We start from the raw sequence: 19,171 nt of genomic DNA, 5'->3' as shown, positions 1-19,171 counted from the left end.
CGCAATTCCCGCGAGGCCGCCCATGACCGATCCCGACAGCTTGCGTTCCACCTGGCTTGGCCGCGTCGCCCAGGCGGCCGACGCCCCCGCGCTGGAGGAGGTCCGCCTGGCGGCCCTCGGCAAGAAGGGCGAGATCGCGCTGATGATGCGCGAACTGGGCCGCATGACCCCCGAGGAGCGGCAGACCACCGGCGCGGCCCTGAACCGCGTCAAGGACGAGATCGACGCGGCCCTGCGCGCCCGCAAGCTGGCGCTTGAGGACGCGGCGCTGGACGCGCGGCTTGCAGGGGAGTGGCTGGACGTCACGCTGCCCGGCCGCCCCCGTCCGCAGGGCACGATCCACCCCGTGTCCCAGGTCATGGACGAGGTGACGGCCATCTTCGCCGACATGGGGTTCGCCGTGGCCGAGGGGCCGCAGGTCGAATCCGACTGGTACAACTTCGACGCCCTGAACATCCCGCCCGAACACCCCGCGCGGCAGGAACACGACACCTTCTTCATGGCCCGCGCGGCAGGCGACGACCGCCCGCCCCATGTCCTGCGCACCCACACCTCGCCCGTCCAGATCCGCGCCATGCAGGCGCAGGGCGCGCCCATCCGCGTGATCGCGCCGGGCCGCGTTTATCGCATGGACATGGACCAGACCCACACGCCGATGTTCCACCAGGTCGAGGGGCTGGCGATCGGCCGCGACATCTCGATGGCCAACCTGAAATGGACGCTCGAGGAATTCTGCCGCGCCTTCTTCGAGGTGGACGAGGTCGAGCTGCGCTTCCGCGCCTCGCATTTCCCCTTCACCGAGCCCTCGGCCGAGGTGGACATCCGCTGCGACTGGTCCGGCGGCCAGCTGAAGATCGGGCAGGGGGAAAGCTGGCTGGAGATCCTCGGCTCGGGCATGGTCCATCCCAAGGTGCTGCAGGCCGGGGGGATCGATCCCGCCGAGTGGCAGGGCTTCGCCTTCGGCATGGGTATCGACCGGATCGCCATGCTGAAATATGGCATCCCCGACCTGCGGGCGTTCTTCGAGAGCGACTTGCGCTGGCTGCGGCACTACGGGTTTGCGGCGGGGGATGTGCCGAGTGTCAGCGGCGGACTATCGCGATAATGAAAGGTGTGTTGCTGGGTTCCTTCGCGGTAGTAGTAACCCTTGCAATATTTTCTCCGATGAATGACTTCGTCGAAGTTTTAAAAAGTTTTGCTGCGAACCCGGTTTGGGCTTTGATAATCGGTGGTGGGATTTCGCTGCTGATTTGGGAGCGTCAGACGCTATTGGGAGAGTATGTAAAGCTCAAGGCGGAGAAGCGCGAACTTTACCGTCAGTTTTTAAGGCAAGTGGAGAAATGCACCGCTAGGGATGGTCGAAGCAGAGAAAACTGGCATCTCGATCCTGAAATAAGGAAGCTTTGGTCGCTTCAGTCAGAAGTCGAACTAGTGGCAGAGAAGGGCGTCACTGAAGCGTCTGCTGGAGTGGTCGTTGCAATCAACGACTATTGGACGAGAGAGAAAGACTGGATAATCTCTTCGATAGACGGAAAAGGGCGAACGCTCTGGGATAATGTTACTGTAGAAAGTAAGCGTCTAGTCGAAGCAATGAAAAAGGAGCTTCGGACTTAAATGAAACTCACCCTCTCCTGGCTCCGTGACCATCTCGACACCACGGCCACCCTGACCGAGATCACCGACGCGCTGACCGACCTCGGGCTCGAGGTCGAGGAGGTCGTCGATCCCGCCGCGAAGCTCTCCGCCTTCACCATCGCCCGGATCGAGCATGCCGAGCCGCATCCCGACGCCGACCGGCTGCGGGTGCTGCGGGTGGCGACAAGCGAGGGCGAGAAGCAGGTCGTCTGCGGCGCGCCGAACGCGCGGGCGGGGCTGGTCGGCGTGCTGGCCAAGCCCGGCGACTATGTGCCGGGCATCGACACCACCCTCGGCGTCGGCAAGATCCGCGGAATCGAGAGCCACGGCATGATGGCCTCGGAACGCGAGCTTGAGCTTTCCGACGAGCACAACGGCATCATCGAGCTGCCCTCGGGTCAGGTCGGGCAGCGTTTCATCGACTGGCTGGCCGAGAACGCGCCCGAAAAGATCGACCCGATGATCCACATCAAGATCACCCCGAACCGGCCCGATGCGCTGGGCGTGCGGGGGATCGCCCGCGACCTCGCCGCGCGGGGGCTCGGGGTGCTGAAGCCGCTGGAGGTTCAGGCCGTCGCGGGCAGCTTCGACAGCCCCATCGGCGTGACGATCGAGGCGGACGTGCTGGACCGCGTCCCCCATTTCACCGGCCGGCTGATCCGGGGCGTCAGGAACGGCTCCTCGCCGGATTGGCTGCAGCAGCGTCTGAAGGCGATCGGCCTGCGGCCGATTTCCACGCTGGTGGACATCACCAACCTGTTCACCTTCGACCTGAACCGCCCGCTGCATGTCTTTGACGCAGGCAAGGTGCAGGGCGACCTGACCGTGCGCGGCGCAACCGAGGGCGAAAGCCTGCTCGCGCTGGACGGCAAGACCTATGCCCTGCGCGCGGGCGACCTGGTGATCGCGGATGACAACGGCCCCGAAAGCCTTGGGGGCATCATGGGCGGCGACGCCTCGGGCGTGACCGAGGACACGACCGACGTCTTCCTGGAAAGCGCCTTCTGGCAGCCCATCGGCATCGCGGCGACGGGCCGGGCGCTCAAGGTCAACTCGGACGCCCGCTACCGCTTCGAGCGCGGCGTGGACCCGGCCTTCACCCGTGACGGGCTGGAACTGGCGACGCGCCTGATCCTCGACCTCTGCGGCGGGGAACCCAGCCACGTGGTCGAGGCGGGCGCCGCCCCGGATCACTCCCGCGCCTACCGGCTGGACCCCGCGCGGACGCAAAGCCTCGTGGGCCTCGAGATCCCCGAATCCGAGCAGCGCGCCACGCTGGAGGCCCTTGGTTTCCGGCTCGAGGGCGACATGGCCCAAGTGCCGAGCTGGCGCCCCGACGTGCAGGGCGAGGCCGACCTGGTCGAGGAAATCGTCCGCATCGCCAGCCTTTCGCGCCTTCAGGGCCAGCCCCTGCCGCGCCCCCGCGCGGGCGTGCCGCAGCCGGTGCTGACGCCGCTGCAGCGCCGCGAATCCGCCGCCCGGCGGATGGCGGCGGCCTTGGGCTACAACGAATGCGTCACCTACAGCTTCATCGACCAGCCCTCGGCCGCGCTGTTCGGCGGCGGCTCGGACGCGGTGCGGATCGAGAACCCGATCTCGTCCGAGATGACGCACCTGCGCCCCGACCTGCTGCCGGGCCTGCTGGCCGCAGCGGCGCGCAATCAGGCGCGGGGCTTCATGGACCTGTCGCTGTTCGAGGTCGGTCCCGTCTTCACCGGCGGCGAGCCGGGCGAGCAGGCGGTGCAGCTGTCGGGCCTGCTGGTCGGCGCCAGCGCCGCGCGCGATCCGCATGGCTCGCGCCGCCCGGTGGACATCTATGACGCCAAGGCCGATGCCGAGGCGATCCTGTCCGCCATCGGCGCACCCGCGCGCGCCCAGATCGACCGCAAGCTGGACGGCTGGTGGCATCCCGGCCGTGCCGGCAACATCGCGCTGGGGCCCAAGCGGCTGGCCAGTTTCGGTGAGGTCCATCCCCGCATCCTCAAGGCGCTGGACGTCAAGGGACCGGCGGTGGCCTTCACGGTCCACCTCGCCAACGTGCCGCTGCCGAAGGTGAAGACGCCCACCCGCCCCGCGCTTGAGATCAGCGACCTTCAGGCGGTGGAGCGCGACTTCGCCTTTGTCGTGGACAACCGCGTCGAGGCGCTGACGCTGGTCAATGCCGCGCAGGGCGCCGACAAGTCCCTGGTCGAACGCGTCACCGTCTTCGACGAGTTCAAGGGCGAGCGGGCCGAGGCGCAGATGGGTCCGGGCAAGAAGTCCATCGCCCTGACCGTCCGCCTGCAGCCCAGGGACAAGACCCTGACCGAATCGGAAATCGAGGCGGTCGCGGCGAAGATCGTCGAGAAGGTGGGCAAGGCCACGGGCGGCACCCTGCGCGGCTGAGCGCAGGGGCTGCAGCCCCGCGGCGATTGTTAACGAAGTGTTCAACTTTAGGTTGGATGGGGCGCGATCCCTGCCTAGCCTCGGACCTGCCATGTCCAGAAGGAGTCGCTCATGCAGGTTCTGACCGCCCAGCAGTTCGCCCAACGCCTGATGACCAGCAACTACGGGGAAGGCGCCATCCGCACCATGCGGCCGGGCTCGGAAGGCACCATCACCTTCAACGTCACGGGCCTGACCGCGCAGGAACAGGGCCTTGCCCGCAACGCGCTGGCCGAGATCGCCCGGATGACGGGGCTGAGCTTCCGCGAAACGGCGGGCTCGGCCAAGATCACCTACAGCCACGAAGGGTCGGGGGCCAACACGCGCACGACCTATTCGGGAACCACCATCAACACTGCGACCGTGCGGATCGCGGCCGACCGGGTCGAGCCGGGCGACAGCTACGGCAGCTACGCCTTCCGCACCTATGTGCATGAAACCCTGCACGCCCTGGGGCTGGGCCATCCGCAGGACTATGACCGCGTCGAGGAGTTCCGGCAGTCCGCCATCGCCAATGACAGCTGGCAGATGAGCATCATGTCCTATTTCGACCAGGACGAGAACACCTGGGTCAATGCCACCAAGGCCTATCACCTGACCCCGATGCTGGCCGATTATCTGGCCCTGCGGCAGATGTATGCCGCGCCGGCCATGCACACGGGCAACACGACCTATGGCGTGAACTCGAACGCGGGCGGGTCCCTGGACGCGATGGCGCGGCTGGGGGCGCAGGCGACCTTTCTGATCGCCGACCACGGCGGGCGGGATGCGGTGAACTTCTCGGGCACCGGTGCGGCCCAGCGGATCGACCTGACGCCGGGCGCGGTTTCCAACGTGATGGGCGCGGTGGGAAACATGCAGATCGCCCCCGACACGGTGATCGAGGATGCGACCGGCGGCTCGGGCGCCGACACGATCATCGGCAATGCCGCAGCCAACCGGCTGACGGGCAACGCGGGCGCGGACCAGCTTTACGGCCGTGCCGGAGCGGACGTCCTGAACGGCGGCGACGGCAACGACCGGCTGTGGGGCGAGGACGGCAACGACCAGATGGCCGGGGGCTTGGGCAACGATTCGCTTTACGGCGGCGCGGGCGACGACCGGCTGTCGGACGCGGGCGGCGTGAACCTGCTGGACGGCGGCCTTGGCAACGATGCGCTGGCCGGTGGCAGCGGCAATGACCGGCTGCTCGGGGCAGCGGGGTCCGACACCATCTCGGGCAATGGCGGCAACGACCTGATCGAAGGCGGCAATGGCGGCGACCGGCTGTTCGGGCAGAATGGCGCTGACCGCATCCAAGGGGATGCCGGGAACGACATCCTGATCGGCGGCGCGGGCGATGACACGCTGCTGGGCGGGACCGGCAACGACGATCTCGCGGCCCAGAGCGGGCGCGATCTGCTGGACGGCGGGGCGGGCAACGATCTGCTGCGCGGGGGCACGGGGGCGGACCGCTTCGTGTTCACCGGCGGGGCGGACACGGTCCGCAACTTCGACGCCGCGCAGGATGCCATCGACCTGCGCAGCTTCGCGGGGCTGGAGACATGGGCCGACGTGCGCGGCCAACTGGTCCAGGCCGGCAACCATGTCGAGTTCCGGCAGGACGGCCACATGCTGCGGATCGAATGGACGCAGCTTGCCGATCTGGGGTCCGACGACTTCCTGTGGTAGCCCGGGCCTGAGCAGGGGCGGCGACCCGGCTGGGGCTGTGGTGCGCTCCCGCGCCCCCTGTGCAGGCACCCCGCCTGCGCAGGGGCCATGGGGCAGGGAACTCGATCCGGGCTGCCCGGAACGCCGGATCATCGCGGCGGCCGCACTTCTGACGCAGCCGCCGCGTGCCCTGCCGACCAAGGCAGGCCACTGAAGCGTGGTGCAGTCTTCCCGGCCCGATGCCGCCGAGGGATTTTCCCGCTCATCGCGCATCGGGTTCTCGGTCACCACCACGAACAGGATTCTCCATCAGACCGGCGAGGCTGCGGATTCCTTTTGACCGGCGGATGTTTGCCTATACAAAAGGGACGATTTCCGCTGGCGGATGAACCCACGATGGATTTGCACCACGACGACTTCGGCTTTGACGGCGAGGCGTCGCGCAGTGCGAAGCCGGATTTCCGGCGCAGCAGCGATCGCTATCGCGCGGCGCTGAAGGCAGGGGCGCTGGTGCTGTGGTGGGCGGACCTCGAGGGGCGCATCTGCGCCGCCATGGGATGGGAGACCCTGACCGGTCAGCCCGATCGCCTTGCCCTTGGCCGCGACTGCCTCGACCGCTTCCACCCCGAGGATCGCGGCCGGCTGGATTTCCGCAGCCTGCAGGGCCGCGACCGCCTGCAGGTGGAATGCCGCGTGCGGGATGCGCAGGGCCATTGGCGCTGGGTACGGGCGCGGGGCGTGCTGATCCCGGAATCCGAGGGCCATCCGGCCGAGTGGGTCGGCACGCTTGAGGACATGCACGAGGAGCGGCTGGCCCTGGAACGCGCGCGCTATCTGGCGGAACGGGATGCGCTGACGGGCCTGGGCAGCCGGCGCACCCTGTATGAACATCTGCATCGCCTGCGCGGCAAGGATGCGACCGCCAGCGTGGTCCTGATCGACGTGGACCGCTTCAAGGCGATCAACGACCTTCATGGCCACCAGATCGGCGACCGCTTCCTTGTGCGGCTGGCCCAGGCACTGGTCGCCTGCGCGCCTGCCCATGCCGTCTGCGCGCGCATGGGCGGCGACGAGTTCTGCGCCGTCGTCGCGGACGCGGCCGAGGCGCGGGCGCTTTGCGCGCGGCTCAAGACGGTCTGCACCGCGGGAATGGCGCTCGGTGCCGTCTTCTGCGTGCCGGATTTCAGCGCGGGCATCGCCGATGCGGACTGGAGCGCGCTCAACCCCGTCTCGACCGTGCTGCGGCGGGCCGATCTGGCGCTTTATTCCGCCAAGACGCAGCCCGGGTCAGCCCTGCAGTTCACCCCGGCCATGCAGGACGAGGCCGACGCGCGCGAGTTGCTGCTGCATGCCATCGGCACCGCCTGCCGCAACGACGAGTTCTTCCTGGAATACCAGCCCATCATCTCGCTGGACAGCGACAGCCCCGTTGCCTTCGAGGCCCTGCTGCGCTGGCAGCATCCCACGCTCGGGCGCATCGAGCCCTCGGTCTTCGTCCGCCTGGCCGAGCAGAACGGCATGATCGGGGAACTTGGGCGCTGGGTCCTGAACCGCGCCTGCGCCGACCTGCTGCGCGCGCCCGACGGGTTGCAGCTGGCCGTCAATGTCTCGGCGCGGCAGCTGGCCGAGCCGGGCTTCGCCGAGGCGGCGGCGGCGATCGTGCGCGCGCATGGGCTGGACCCCCAGCGGCTGACGCTGGAACTGACCGAAAGCGTCGCGGTTAGCACCGTCGCGCCGGGGGCCGAGATCGAGGCGCTGCGTCGGCACGGCTTCCGGCTGGTGCTGGACGATTTCGGGACGGAATACGCCGCCCTTTCGCATGTCAGCTCGGGGCTATTCGACGGGATCAAGCTGTCGCGCGACTTCATCGCCGACTGCTGCACCGCCGACCGGGCCTGGATGGTGCTGCGCCATGTCGTCAACCTGTGCGACGACCTGGGGCTGACCGTGGTAGCCGAGGGGATCGAGACGGACGAGGAACTGGAATGCCTGCGCGCGGCAGGGGTGCGGCTGGTGCAGGGCTATTACTACGACCGGCCGCGTCGCCTGTCCGAGCTTTACCAGACCCGGACGGCAGTGGCCTGAACGCCGCTCCCGCAGGGGAGCGGCGTTCAGCCTTTCGGATCAGACGGCCTCGTCGATCCAGGCCTTCAGCGAGGCCTTGGGCGCCGCGCCCATGCGGTTCGACACGACCTCGCCGTCCTTGAACATGAACAGCGCCGGGATGCCGCGCACGCCCAGAGTCGCCGGGGTGTCGGGGTTCTCGTCCACGTTGACCTTCACGATCTTCACGCGGCCGGCATATTCCTCGGACAGTTCTTCCAGCGCCGGGCCGATCTGGCGGCAAGGGCCGCACCATTCGGCCCAGAAATCCACGACAACGGGGACATCGGACTGACGGACAACGCTGTCGAAATCGGCGTCGGTGGCTTTGGACGTGGCCATGGGAAAGCTCCTTGCGGGGGATTGGAGGGTCAGGGAGAGCTATGGGCCCGTCCCGGCGGGGTCAAGGGCACGCATGGCAGCCTCCCATGCAGCGTCCAGAAGCGTGTCGGGCAGCATCATGGCCGACCGCGCGCGGGTCCAGAGGATCGCGCAGTCCACTGCGCGGCCCGGATAGATCCCGCGCAGGGCGTGGCGATAGGCAGCCATCTGGCGCAGGTAGCCCTCGGGAACGTCCTCGGCCCGTGCGGGCACCGCGGCGTTCGACTTGTAGTCGATGGCGGTGACGCGCTCGGGCGTGACGACCAGCCGGTCGATGGTGCCCGAAAGCCTGCGCCCGTTCGGCAGGGGCGCCGACAGCGCCACCTCGCGCAGGACGGTGGCGCCCTCGGGCGACAGCAGGGGCGCCAGGTCCTCGGCTTCCAGCAGCGCCGACAGGTCTTCCAGCAGCGCCGACAGTTCGGCTTCCGTGGGCAGCCCCCCCTCGGAACCCGCCAGCAGATCCCGGGCGCGGGCGGCGCGGTCCTCGGGCGGGACGCCGGGCAGGTGTTCCAGCAGCAGGTGCAGCCGGGTGCCGGCCAGCAGCGCGGCCTCGCGGTCGCCCGCGCCAGCGGCGGCAAGGTCCGAGGGCAGCACCTTGTCGCCCCCCAGCGCCGTCGCGGCGACCGGGCCGGGCGCGCGGGACATCACGGTGGCCGGTTCGCGCAGCCAGTCGGGCAGGGACGTCTCGCGCGAGGCGGGCGTGGCTTCGGCCGCCGCCTCGGCGGGCCAGTCGCCGAAGGACAGGCGGCGGATGCCGCAGTCGCCCCAGTCGCAGGGCAGGTCCGCTTGCGACAGCCCGTCGGCACGGGAGAACCCGTCCGCCACCATCGCGTGCCAGCTTTCGCAGCCCGTGCCGGTCTCGCCCGCCGCCGCCACGATCAGCCAGCTTTCCGCCCGCGTGAGGCCCACGTAAAGAAGCCGCCGCCGCTCCTCCTCCTGCCGCTGCTGGTCGCGGGCGATCCATTCCTGCACCTGCGGCGTCTGCCAGGCCCTGGCCGCGCGCCAATGGGCGGGCGGGCCGTTGTCGGGCAGGATCGTGGGCGCGCCGCGCCCCGCGCCCTTCCGTTTCGCGCAGTCGGGCAGGATCACCACGGGGCTTTCCAGCCCCTTGGCGCCATGCACCGTCATCACCCGGATCAGGCCGCCGCCCTCCTGCGCCGCTCCCGGCTGGCGCTTCACCTGCGCCTCGTCATCGGCCAGCCACACCAGAAAGCCCGTCAGCGAGGGCGTTTCCGTCGTCTCATAGGTCAGCGCCTGCGACAGAAGCTCGTCGATGCCGTCCTCGGCCTCGGGGCCCAGGCGCCCGATCAGCCGGGCGCGGCCGCCGTGGCGCACCAGCAGGCGCGAAATCAGGTCATAGGGCCGCAGGAAGTCCGCCTGCCCCTGAAGGTCGGCCAGCATCGCACGCGCCTGTTCGTGGGGCGACTTGCGCAGCGCCTCGATCAGCAGGCCGGGGCGCGGGGCGGCGAGGCGGTAAAGCTCGTCCTCGGTCAGCCCGAACAGGGGCGAGCGCAGGGCGGCGGCCAGCGACAGGTCGTCCTCGGGCGTGGCCAGCACCGACAGGACGGCGCGGATGTCGCGCACGGCAAGCTCGCCCCCCAGCCGCAGCCGGTCGGCGCCCGCGACGGGCAGCCCGGCCTGTTTCAGCGCGCGGATGATGTCGTGGAAGATGGCCGAGCGGCGCTGGACGAGGATCAGGATGTCGCCCGGCCGCAGCGGCCGGACCTGCCCGTTCCGCAGGGTGATGGGGGTGCCGATCATGTCGCGGGCGGCCCTGGCCACCGCATCGGCCAGAACGCGGGGGGCCGCGTTGGCCGCGACCGAGTCCACCGGCGCGTGCCAGGGGGTGGGTTCGGGCTTGCCGGGATCAGGCACGGGGGGCCACAGGTCCACCCGGCCGGGCATCCCCTCGTGGAAGGCGATATGCGCCGGAGTGTCGCCTAGGCCCTGCGCGGCCTCGCCCTGGAACACCGCGTCGGTCAGCCGCAGGATCGCGGGCGACGAGCGGAAGGAATGCCGCAGCGCCGCGTCCTGCATGGGCTGGCCCGCGGCCTCGAAGGCCATCGAGAACTCGGAGCGCCGCGCCTCGAAGACGGCGATGTCGGCGCCCTGGAAGGAATAGATCGACTGCTTGGGGTCGCCCACCACGAACAGGGTGCGCGGCCGGTCGGCGGCGCCCGCGCCGGCCGTGAACTCGTCCGTCAGCCGCTGGATCACCTGCCATTGCAGCGGCGAGGTGTCCTGCGCCTCGTCCACGAGGATGTGGTCGATCCCCCCGTCCAGCCGGAACAGCACCCATTGCGCCATGGTCGGGTGGTCCAGCAGCGTCGCCGTCCGCTGGATCAGGTCGTCGAAGTCGAGCCAGCCGCCCCCCGACTTGGCCGCCGCATAGCGCCGGCAGAAGGCATGGCCGAAGCGCTGCAGGGCCAGCGTGCGCTGGGCATGCGCCAGGGCCAGCCGCATGGGACGCGCCGCCTCGACGCGGGACATCAGCTCGTCCAGCCGGTCCATCAGCGCGGCGCAGGCGCCCTCGCGCAGCGCCTTGGTCGGGAAGGCGCCGATCTTGGCGGCAAAGGGCGCCTTGGCGCCCTCGCCCGTCAGCAGCACCTGTTCGAGGATCGCAAGCTCGTCCACGCCCGCGCGGTCCCAGGCGCCCTTGCACAGCTTCTCGGCCGCGCCCGCGTCGGTCTTGCCGCCCGCCTTCAGCAGCGGGATCAGCGCGGGGATCAGCGTCGCCTCATCCCCGTCCAGGCAGTCCGCCAGCAGCGCGGCGTCGTCGAAGCCCTCGGGCAGCCCGCAGTCGCCCCAGAGCGTCCGGGCGCAGGGCGGCCGGTCATAGTCGCGCAGCCCGCCGAGAAAGCCGTCCAGCCCGTTGTCGGATTGCAGCGCCAGCAGGTCGGCCATCTCGGGGGCGCCGTCGCGGGCCATGGCCTCGATGATCTCGGCGCGCAGGTTGGCGGCGCTGCGCTCATCGAGTTCCGCGAATCCGTGCGGCACCCCGGCCTCCAGCGGAAAGCGCCGCAGGACGCCCGCGCAGAAGCTGTGGATGGTCTGGACCTTCAGCCCGCCCGGGGTTTCGATGGCCTGCGCGAACAGCCGTCGCGCCGCGTTCAGGTCGGCGCCCGCGCCCACGCCCATGCGGGCCAGCCGCTGGGTCAGGGCCGCGTCGTCCAGCATCGCCCACTCGCCCAGCCGCTTGAGCAGGCGGTTCTGCATCTCGGTCGCGGCGGCCTTGGTGTAGGTCAGGCAGAGGATGCGTTCCGGCCGCGTCCCCGCCAGCAGAAGCCGCGCCACCCGGTCGGTCAGCACGCTGGTCTTGCCCGAGCCCGCGTTGGCCGTCAGCCAGGTCGAGCGGTCGGGGTCCGCCGCCACATGCTGGGCGCGGGTCGCGGGATCGGGGCCCATGGCCTTCAGCGAAAGATCATTCATGGCCCACCCTGATCGCTTGCGGCGGATCGGCCTCGGACCATTCGCCATAGCGGGCGAGGTGGTCGTAGTCCGAGCCGAAGCCCATCCGCTCCATCGCGCGGCGGGCGGTGAAGCCGTGCTCGCCCCGCAGATAGGCCGAGATCAGGGCCACGAACTGGTCCCATGTCTGCTGCATTTCGTCGTCCCAGCCGCGCGGCGTCGTCTCGCCCTCGCCGCCCAGGCGGATATAGCGCAGGTCCGCCACCTTCATCGGCGGGCCGAAGACGCCGCGTTCGGCCATCGCGGCCTCCAGCGGAAGCTGCTTGTCGAAAGACAGGATCTGCGGGCGGCTGGGGGGCGTGCCGGACTTGTAGTCGTAGATCACGGCGGTGCCGTCGGCCAGCCGGTCGATGCGGTCGGGCCGGGCGGTCAGGGTGAACTCCATCCCCGCGACCTTGATCTGGTAGCGCGTCTCGACGGCCAGCGGCGTGCCCAGTTGCAGCCGCTCGTGTTCGTCGCGCACAAGCTGGCGGGCGATGCCCGCGATCCGGGCGCGCCAGAACAGCCGGACCGAAGGCCAGGGCACCTGCGCCAGCACCCGGTCGGCCGCTTCCATCAGCCGCGCCATCAGCGCCTCGGGCGGCAGGTCGGGCGCGGGCGGGGGCGACAGGAAGGTCTGGATGATGGCGTGCAGGACGTTGCCGCGTTCGGCCGCGTCGGGTTCGGGGCGCAGCGGGTCCAGCGGGCGCAGGCGCAGGACATGGCGGGCGTAGATCGCGTAAGGGTCGCGGATCAGCTGCGACACGGCCGTGACGGACAGCTCGCGCAGGGCAGGCGCAGGCGGGCGCGGCGAGGGGCGGGGCGACAGGGGGGCCATGTCCGAAGGACCGGGCGCCGCCAGCGCCGCCGCGCAGTCCAGCCAGTGCTGCCCCCGCGCGCGCATCGCGGCCAGCGCGGCGGGCCCGTTCTGCGCGCCCAGGCCGTTCATCAGGTTCACCAGCCGGTTCAGCCAGCGCGAGGGAATCGTCTCGGCCTCGTCGCTGCGATGGGCGCGGGACAGCACGACCTTCGGCGCAGCGGCGGCGATCTGGAAATCGTGGGCGGCCAGCCCGATGCGCCGTTCCGGCAGGGTCAGCCCCGCCTGCCGCCGCATCGGACGGCTGAGCCAGGGGTCGGGGTCCAAGGGCTGCGGCCAGCCGCCCTCGTTCAGCCCGCCCAGGATCACGAGGCCCCGCGCCTCGGTCCGGGCCTCGCGCGGGCCGCGGATGCGGACCAGCGGATGCGCCTCGACATCCGCGCGCACGGCCTGGGCCTGCAACTGGTCCGACAGCAGCCGGGCGAAGTCGCGCGCCGACATGAGCGGCCCCCGCGCGGCGTGCAGCGCGATGTGGTCCATGACTGCCCGCAGCTTTTCGCCCGGACGTTCCGCATAAAGCGCCGAGGCTTCGGCCGAGCCGCCCGGTCCCGCCGCCCACAGTTCGGCCAGTTGCCGGTGGCGCGCGGCGCGCTCGGCCAGGGGCAGGGGGCCTGCGTTGGCGATCAGGGGCAGGGTCGCGTCCAGCAGCGCGGCAATCCCCTCGGCCCAGGCGACGCGGGCCTCGTCGCGCTTGCCGCGCCGGGGCTGCTCGCCCCATTTCCGCAGCGCCGCGCCGTCGGGGAAGGCGGGGCCGTTGCGGCGCAGGTGCAGTTCCAGCTCGCGCGTGCGCAGCAGGTGGGCGCGGCGCGCCCAGCGCCCCCGGCCCGTGGCCGTCAGCGGGTGCTTGAGCAGGATCAGCGCCGTGTCGATCCCCAGGGGGCGGCCGGGCAGTTCCGCGATGTGGCGGGCGAAGCGGCCGGCGGCGGTCAGGGGCAGCGGCACGCCCGCGCTGTCGTCGGGGATGATCCCCCAGCGGTCCAGCGCGGCGGCGACCCGGCGCGTCAGCCCGCGCTCGGCCGAGATCAGCGTGACCTCCTCGCCCCGGTGGACGGCGTCGCGGATCAGGACGGCCAGCGCGCCCGCCTCGGCGGCGGGGCTGTCGGCCTCGATCAGCGTCATGCCGGCGGCGGCTATCCCGAGATCGCCCAGCGAGGGCCCCTCGGCCACCCACTGGTCGGTCACGGGCGCAGGCCGCAGGGCCAGGCTGAGAAGCCGGTTCCGCGCCGCATCGGGCGGGGCGGCATCGGTCCAGGGGCGCGGCGCCCCGCAGGAGGCGGCCAGCGGGGCCAGGCGCGCCTGCGGATGATCCTCGTTCCCGTCGCGCAGCATGGCGGCCACGGATTCGGGCAGGGCGGGATCGTAGCCGGGCAGGATGACGGCCCCTTGGGGCAGATGCGCCACGGCCTCCATGAACAGCCGCGTGGCCCCGTGCGAGCCGCTGGAGCCCGCGACGATCACCGGCCCCTGGGGCAGGTTGCGTCCCTCGGCCCAGTCGGCGGCCAGCCGTTCGGCGGCGGCGCGTGCCTGGGCCTCGCGGTCGATGGGGGTGCCGTCCAGGTGAAAGCGCGCGGCGATGCGCAGGAAGGCCAGGGCGCGCTGCCAGTGGGCGGCGTGATCCTCGGCGTCGATGCCGTCCAGCGCCTCGGCGCCAAGGCCCTCGGCCTGCATCTCGGCCATGAGTTCGGCCAGCGAGCGGGTCATGGCGGCGACCGACTGGCCCGTGTCGTCGCTGGCCATCGCGCGGGCGACCAGATGCGCCAGTTCCAGTTGCCGCGCCAGGGGGGGCGCGGGGGGTGGAAAGCCGCATTCGCTGCCGATCTCGGCCAGCAGCCGCAGGCGCGGCAGCAGCACCGGCCCCGCCTCGTGGAAGGCGGCCTCGATTGCCCGCAGCGTGTGGCTGGAATTGCCGTAGATCGTGACGCCGGCCAGCGCCTCGGGCGGAAGGTGGCCCATGCGGTCCAGAAGGCCGCGCACGACCTCGCCCGCGAAATCGACGCCGGGCGGCAGTGCGTAAAGGCCCTGCATTCCCGTCATGCGGCCTCCCTCAACATCGCCTCGGCCAGCGGGATGCAGTCGGGGCGGCCCACGTCGCACCAGCCGCCGGGATGGATCAGGCCGTAGGCGCGGCCCTGCGCGATCATGCGGTCCCAGAGAAGGTTGAGCGAGAACATCTCGGCGTCGATCCCGGCCAGTCCCTCGGTGCGGATGATCTGGCAGCCGGTATAGACGAAGGGCCCGCCGCGCGCGATGCGACCCTTTGCGTCCCGCGCGAAATCGCCGCCCCCGATGCGGCCCTGCGCGCGGTCCACCGGGACCAGCATCAGCAGCGCGTCCATCCTGTCGTCCCAGGCGGCCCGCAGCGCGGCGACGGGGTTCGGCCCGGTCCAGACCACGTCGGGGTTCATCGTCAGCACCGGACCCGGGCCCAGCAGCGGCAGCGCCTTCCTCAGCCCGCCGCCCGTTTCCAGAAGCGCCCCGCTTTCGTCCGAGACGGCGACGTCGCTGCCCGCGAGATGATCGACGATCTGGCCGCCGAGGTGATGGACATTGACCACGATCCGCCGCGCACCGCCCGCGCGGGCCAGCGCCAGCGCATGGTCGAGCAGAGGACGGCCCGCCACCGGGATCAGCGGCTTCGGCGTCACGTCCGTCAGGGGCGCCATGCGCGTCCCCTTGCCCGCCGCGAACAGCATCAGGCTGTCGGGCGCGCTCATGGCTGGGTCCCGCAGCGGGCGCGGATCGCGGCGATGATCTCGGGCGTGGGCGGGGGCACATCGGCCAGCGCGGCGGCCAAGGGGACCAGCGCCGGATGGGACAGGTCGCGGGTGATCGCCGCCCAGACGCGGGGCATCATGTCGAGATAGCGCGGCTTGCCGTCCCTCAGGCAGAGCCGCGTGAAGATGCCCATGATCCGCAGGTTCCGCTGCGCGCCCAGCAACGCATAGGCGGCGCGGAACGCGGCATCGTCCATGCCGGTCGCTGTCAGATAGCGGGCGATCGCGCCTTCCTCGATCCCGGGCGGCACGTCGCGGCGCGCGTCCTGCAGGACCGAGGCCAGTTCATAGGCCGGATGCGTGGCCACCGCGTCCTGGAAGTCCAGCAGGCCCAAGGCGGCCTCGCCCCGCCAGACCAGGTTCTCGGCGTGGAAGTCGCGCAGCGAGACGACCGGCAGGGCATCCGCGCACAGGTCGGCGTGAAGGGCGGCGATGGCCTGCGGCACCCCCGCGCCCGCGCCGGGAACGCCGGCTGCGGCGGGATAGTCAGCGAACAGCGCCACCTGCTCGGCCAGGGCGGGGCCGTCGAGCGCGGGAACGAAGTCGGGCGGACGGTGGGCGTGCAGATCGACGATCAGGTCCGTGATGCGGTCGTAGATGGCGGGCGCGGCTTCGGGCGCGCGGTCCAGCACCCGGGCCACGAGAGTGTCGCCCAGGTCCTCGGCGATCAGCAGGCCCTGTGCCTGAGACTCGGCAAGGACGGCGGGGGCGTGGAAGCCGCGCTGGCGCAGCCAGTCGGTCATCGCCAGATAGCGGCCCATCCCGCCCGTGGGATCGTCCATCAGGACGGCGCTGCCCCCGTCGCCGTGCAGCCGGAAATAGCGCCGGGCCGAGGCGTCCCCGGCCAGCGGCTCGACCCGCGCCCCGGCCCAGTCGGTGCCGCGCAGGAAGCGCGCGATCTCCAGCAGGCGGCCAACGCCCCGCCAGCGGGCGGGATCGCCCGACAGCACGATCTGGCGGCGGTCCTCGCCCGAGGGAGTCAGCGCCACCGTCAGCGCGCCGGCCAGCGGCTCGCCCAGGCGGTCGGGCCATTCGATCAGGGTGACGGCCTGCTCCATCGCCTCGTCCAGGCCCAGTTCCACCAGTTCCGAGGGGTCGGTCAGGCGGTAAAGGTCGGCGTGCCAGATCTCGACGCCCGCCGCGTCGTCATAGGTCTGGACCAGGGTGAAGGTCGGGCTCGGCACGTCCTCGGCCGCGTCGCCCTGGCGGGCGCGGATCAGGGCGCGGGCGAAATGGGTCTTGCCGGCGCCGACGGGGCCCTCCAGCAGCAGCGTGTCGCCCGGGCGCAGGACGGCCCCCAGCACGCGGGCCAGGGTGGCGGTCAGCGTCTCGTCGGCGTCGCCGATGGCGGCAAGGGCGGGAAGGGGCGTGGTCATGCCCGCGAAACTACCGCCCCCGGGCAGCCGGGGGAAGATGCCGGGCAGGCCCGCCCAGCGCCGCGCCCAGGGTGGCGGCGGCCTCGGCCAGTTGCGGCCCCAGCGCGGCCAGCGCCGCGTCGTCCAGCCGGGCCGCGGGGCCTGTCACCCCCAGGGCCGCCACCGGGTCGCCCGCTCCGCCGAAGACCGGCGCGGCGATGCCGTTCTGGCCGGTGGCGGATTCGCTCCGCTCGGCCAGCCAGCCCCCGTGGCGCAGGGTGGCGAGATCGGCGGTCAGTTCCCCCTGGTCGGTCAGCGTGCGCGGCGTCAGCGCGGGCAGGGGCGCGCGGCCCAGCAGCGCGCGGACCTGCGCTAGGGGCAGATGCGCGATCAGCGCCTTGCCGGGCGCGGTCGCGTGATAAGGCAGGCGGGTGCCGGGGGGCAGGACCGCCCGCAGGCTGGACGCGCCCGGCATCTCGGCCACGACCAGCGCGGCGTCGCCGTCCGCGACGGCCAGCACCGCCGTCTCGCCGCTGGCCTCGGCCAGCCGCGCCAGCACGGGACGGGCGCGGTCAGCCAGTCCTCCGCGCCGCAGGAAGGCCGCGCCCAGGCGGAAGGCGCCGGGGCCCACGCCCCACAGTTGCGTGGCGGGATCGGCCTCGGCCAGCCTGCGCGCGGCCAGCGCCGCCAGCAGCCGGTGCACGGTCGAGGGGGCGAGCCCCAGCCGCCGGCCCAGCTCGGAAAGCGTGAGCCCGTCGCCCTCGGCAAGCGTTTCCAGCAGCATCAGGGCCCGGTCCACCGCCGGCGAGCCTGCCGCCGGCCCTTCGCGCAAGGGGCGGCCGGACGAGGCGGCGGGGCCTTTCTGTGGGCGGATGTCGTTCATGGCGCGCGCCAAGCTGACGCAAATGGCGGCACCCCGCAATCCGCATCGCGGAAAATCCGGTGAAAGCCTTTGCGACCCCCGCGCGCTGTTGCAGTCTTGCAGGCGAAAGACCGGGCCCGAGAAGACTGCAACCCGGCGGGAGGACATATGACCGATCTGACTCATCGACGCGACGGCGTGCATCCGGTGGATGCCATGCTGCCCGCGCCCCGCCTGTTCACGCTGGGGCTGCAGCACGTCCTGGTGATGTATGCGGGCGCGATCGCGGTGCCGCTGATCGTGGGGCGGGCGCTGCAACTGCCGCCCGAGGACGTGGCCTTCCTGATCTCGGCCGACCTGTTTGTCTGCGGCATCGCCTCGATCATCCAGTCGCTAGGGGCGGGGCCCTGGCTGGGTGTCAGGATGCCGGTGATGATGGGCGTGACCTTCGCCGCCGTGGGGCCCATGGTCGCCATCGCCGGGGCCGCGCCGGGGGCCGAGGGCGCGCGGGCGCTGTTCGGCGCGGTGATCGGGGCGGGGGTGATCTCGATCTTCCTGGCGCCGGTGATCAGCCGGATGCTGCGCTTCTTCCCGCCCGTCGTGACCGGGACGGTGATCCTGGTGATCGGGGTCAGCCTGATGCCCATCGGCATCAACTGGATCTTCGGGCTTCAGGCGGGGCCGACCGCGCCGATGCTGGTCGATCCGGCGATGCAGGCCTGGCTGGACGCGCAGGTCGCGACCGGGGGCGTGCCCGAAGGGCTGAAGCTCGCGCCGACGATGCAGAACCCGCTTTACGCCGCGCCCGGCAACATGGTGGTCGCCGCCGTGGTGCTGGCCACGATCCTGCTGATCGCCCGCTTCGCGCGGGGGTTCCTTTCCAACATCGCGGTCCTTGTCGGCATCCTTGTCGGCGGCCTGCTCGCCACCGCCCTGGGCCTGATGCATTTCGAGAAGGTCGCGGCCGCCGCCTGGTTCGCGCCGATCCGGCCCTTCCACTTCGGCACGCCCACCTTCGACCCCCTCATGATCCTGACCATGACGATGGTCATGCTGGTGGTGATGATCGAATCAACGGGGATGTTCCTTGCGCTGGGCAACATGGTGGACCAGCGGATCGACCAGCCGAGGCTTGCCGCAGGGTTGCGCGCGGATGGTGTCGGCACGCTGCTGGGCGGCGTCTTCAACACCTTCCCTTATACCTCGTTCAGCCAGAACGTGGGGCTCGTGGCCGTGACCGGGGTGCGCTCGCGCCATGTCTGCGTGGCGGGCGGCGTGATCATGGTCGTCCTCGGGCTGATCCCCAAGATGGGGGCGCTGGTCGAGGCGCTGCCCACGGTCGTTCTGGGCGGCGCCGGGCTGGTGATGTTCGGCATGGTCGCGGCGACCGGCATCCGGGTGCTGTCGCAGGTCGATTTCACGGGCAACCGCCACAACCTGTTCGTCGTGGCGGTGTCCATCGGCATGGGGATGATCCCCATGATCGCCAACAGCTTCGACCAGTGGCTGCCCGCGTCAACCAAGGTGCTGACGCATTCGGGCATCCTTCTGGCCGCGCTGTCGGCGGTGTTCCTCAACTGGTTCTTCAACGGCGCCCGCCATGTCGACCAGGCGGAACTGACCCGCGCCGCGGCCCAGGCCGACGCGCATTGAGGGCGGGGGC

12 protein-coding genes are annotated in these 19,171 nt (G+C 71.2%); 6 read left to right on the top strand and 6 right to left on the bottom strand.

Annotated features, from left to right (window positions below):
* Positions 1-22 precede the first annotated feature (22 nt).
* The 5 genes from pheS to CK240_RS07475 all read left to right on the top strand — a co-directional run bounded on the left by pheS (position 23) and on the right by CK240_RS07475 (position 7,794).
* Positions 23-1,105 carry a phenylalanine--tRNA ligase subunit alpha gene (gene pheS / locus CK240_RS07490; protein ID WP_095639704.1) on the top strand — a complete coding sequence of 361 codons (1,083 nt, stop codon included), beginning with the start codon at positions 23-25 and terminating at the stop codon, positions 1,103-1,105.
* A gap of 59 nt (positions 1,106-1,164) precedes the next feature.
* Positions 1,165-1,614, top strand: a complete 450-nt coding sequence (locus CK240_RS18220) for a hypothetical protein (RefSeq protein ID WP_135058806.1) — start codon at positions 1,165-1,167, stop codon at positions 1,612-1,614.
* On the top strand, positions 1,615-4,020 hold the full coding sequence (gene pheT, locus CK240_RS07485) for a phenylalanine--tRNA ligase subunit beta (RefSeq protein ID WP_095639703.1): 2,406 nt from the start codon (positions 1,615-1,617) through the stop codon (positions 4,018-4,020). It begins immediately after the preceding gene.
* A 111-nt stretch (positions 4,021-4,131) separates the two neighbouring features.
* Positions 4,132-5,730, top strand: coding sequence for a M10 family metallopeptidase (locus CK240_RS07480; RefSeq protein ID WP_095639702.1), 1,599 nt, complete (start codon positions 4,132-4,134; stop codon positions 5,728-5,730).
* 375 nt (positions 5,731-6,105) lie between these two features.
* The gene (locus CK240_RS07475) at positions 6,106-7,794 is read left to right on the top strand and encodes a putative bifunctional diguanylate cyclase/phosphodiesterase (protein WP_167649985.1); all 1,689 of its coding nucleotides are present in this window, start codon (positions 6,106-6,108) and stop codon (positions 7,792-7,794) included.
* A 39-nt stretch (positions 7,795-7,833) separates the two neighbouring features.
* Here CK240_RS07475 and trxA read toward each other — a convergent pair whose 3' ends face one another.
* From trxA to CK240_RS18215, 6 genes are read right to left on the bottom strand one after another with little or no spacing between them, the layout of a single operon-like run.
* Positions 7,834-8,187 (bottom strand): thioredoxin, encoded by a 354-nt coding sequence (gene trxA / locus CK240_RS07470; protein WP_338048958.1) that lies wholly within the window; start codon positions 8,185-8,187, stop codon positions 7,834-7,836.
* Positions 8,188-8,193: 6 nt separating this feature from the next.
* Positions 8,194-11,622, bottom strand: a complete 3,429-nt coding sequence (gene addA, locus CK240_RS07465; RefSeq protein WP_240517329.1) for a double-strand break repair helicase AddA — start codon at positions 11,620-11,622, stop codon at positions 8,194-8,196.
* Positions 11,615-14,551 (bottom strand): double-strand break repair protein AddB, encoded by a 2,937-nt coding sequence (addB, locus tag CK240_RS07460; protein WP_095639699.1) that lies wholly within the window; start codon positions 14,549-14,551, stop codon positions 11,615-11,617. The genes addA and addB overlap by 8 nt, the downstream gene beginning before the upstream one ends.
* Complete coding sequence (locus CK240_RS07455; protein WP_095639698.1) at positions 14,548-15,231, bottom strand: nucleotidyltransferase family protein; 684 nt, start codon at positions 15,229-15,231, stop codon at positions 14,548-14,550. The genes addB and CK240_RS07455 overlap by 4 nt, the downstream gene beginning before the upstream one ends.
* Positions 15,228-16,667 carry a tRNA (adenosine(37)-N6)-threonylcarbamoyltransferase complex ATPase subunit type 1 TsaE gene (tsaE, locus tag CK240_RS07450; RefSeq protein WP_095639697.1) on the bottom strand — a complete coding sequence of 480 codons (1,440 nt, stop codon included), beginning with the start codon at positions 16,665-16,667 and terminating at the stop codon, positions 15,228-15,230. Before tsaE ends, CK240_RS07455 begins: the two co-directional genes overlap by 4 nt.
* Positions 16,668-16,677: 10 nt before the next feature.
* Entirely contained in the window at positions 16,678-17,529 is an 852-nt protein-coding gene (locus CK240_RS18215) for an IclR family transcriptional regulator (protein ID WP_167649984.1), read from the bottom strand.
* A 147-nt stretch (positions 17,530-17,676) separates the two neighbouring features.
* Here CK240_RS18215 and CK240_RS07435 point away from each other — a divergent pair, with 147 nt between their 5' ends.
* Entirely contained in the window at positions 17,677-19,161 is a 1,485-nt protein-coding gene (locus CK240_RS07435) for a nucleobase:cation symporter-2 family protein (protein WP_095639696.1), read from the top strand.
* Positions 19,162-19,171 lie beyond the last annotated feature (10 nt).

Origin of the sequence: Paracoccus salipaludis (assembly GCF_002287065.1) — a bacterium.
Taxonomy (GTDB): Bacteria; Pseudomonadota; Alphaproteobacteria; order Rhodobacterales; family Rhodobacteraceae; genus Paracoccus; species Paracoccus salipaludis.
Note: the sequence above shows the minus strand (reverse complement) of the source record. Positions and strands in the feature narration are given on the sequence as shown.

What these genes read in the sequence shown, in the direction of transcription:
- CK240_RS18215 (WP_167649984.1), bottom strand. Translation starts at nt 17,529, where the DNA reads ATGAACGACATCCGCCCACAGAAAGGCCCCGCCGCCTCGTCCGGCCGC.
- CK240_RS07475 (WP_167649985.1), top strand. Translation starts at nt 6,106, where the DNA reads ATGGATTTGCACCACGACGACTTCGGCTTTGACGGCGAGGCGTCGCGC.
- pheT (WP_095639703.1), top strand. Translation starts at nt 1,615, where the DNA reads ATGAAACTCACCCTCTCCTGGCTCCGTGACCATCTCGACACCACGGCC.
- CK240_RS07455 (WP_095639698.1), bottom strand. Translation starts at nt 15,231, where the DNA reads ATGAGCGCGCCCGACAGCCTGATGCTGTTCGCGGCGGGCAAGGGGACG.
- addB (WP_095639699.1), bottom strand. Translation starts at nt 14,551, where the DNA reads ATGACGGGAATGCAGGGCCTTTACGCACTGCCGCCCGGCGTCGATTTC.
- pheS (WP_095639704.1), top strand. Translation starts at nt 23, where the DNA reads ATGACCGATCCCGACAGCTTGCGTTCCACCTGGCTTGGCCGCGTCGCC.
- addA (WP_240517329.1), bottom strand. Translation starts at nt 11,622, where the DNA reads ATGAATGATCTTTCGCTGAAGGCCATGGGCCCCGATCCCGCGACCCGC.
- CK240_RS07435 (WP_095639696.1), top strand. Translation starts at nt 17,677, where the DNA reads ATGACCGATCTGACTCATCGACGCGACGGCGTGCATCCGGTGGATGCC.
- tsaE (WP_095639697.1), bottom strand. Translation starts at nt 16,667, where the DNA reads ATGACCACGCCCCTTCCCGCCCTTGCCGCCATCGGCGACGCCGACGAG.
- CK240_RS18220 (WP_135058806.1), top strand. Translation starts at nt 1,165, where the DNA reads ATGAATGACTTCGTCGAAGTTTTAAAAAGTTTTGCTGCGAACCCGGTT.
- CK240_RS07480 (WP_095639702.1), top strand. Translation starts at nt 4,132, where the DNA reads ATGCAGGTTCTGACCGCCCAGCAGTTCGCCCAACGCCTGATGACCAGC.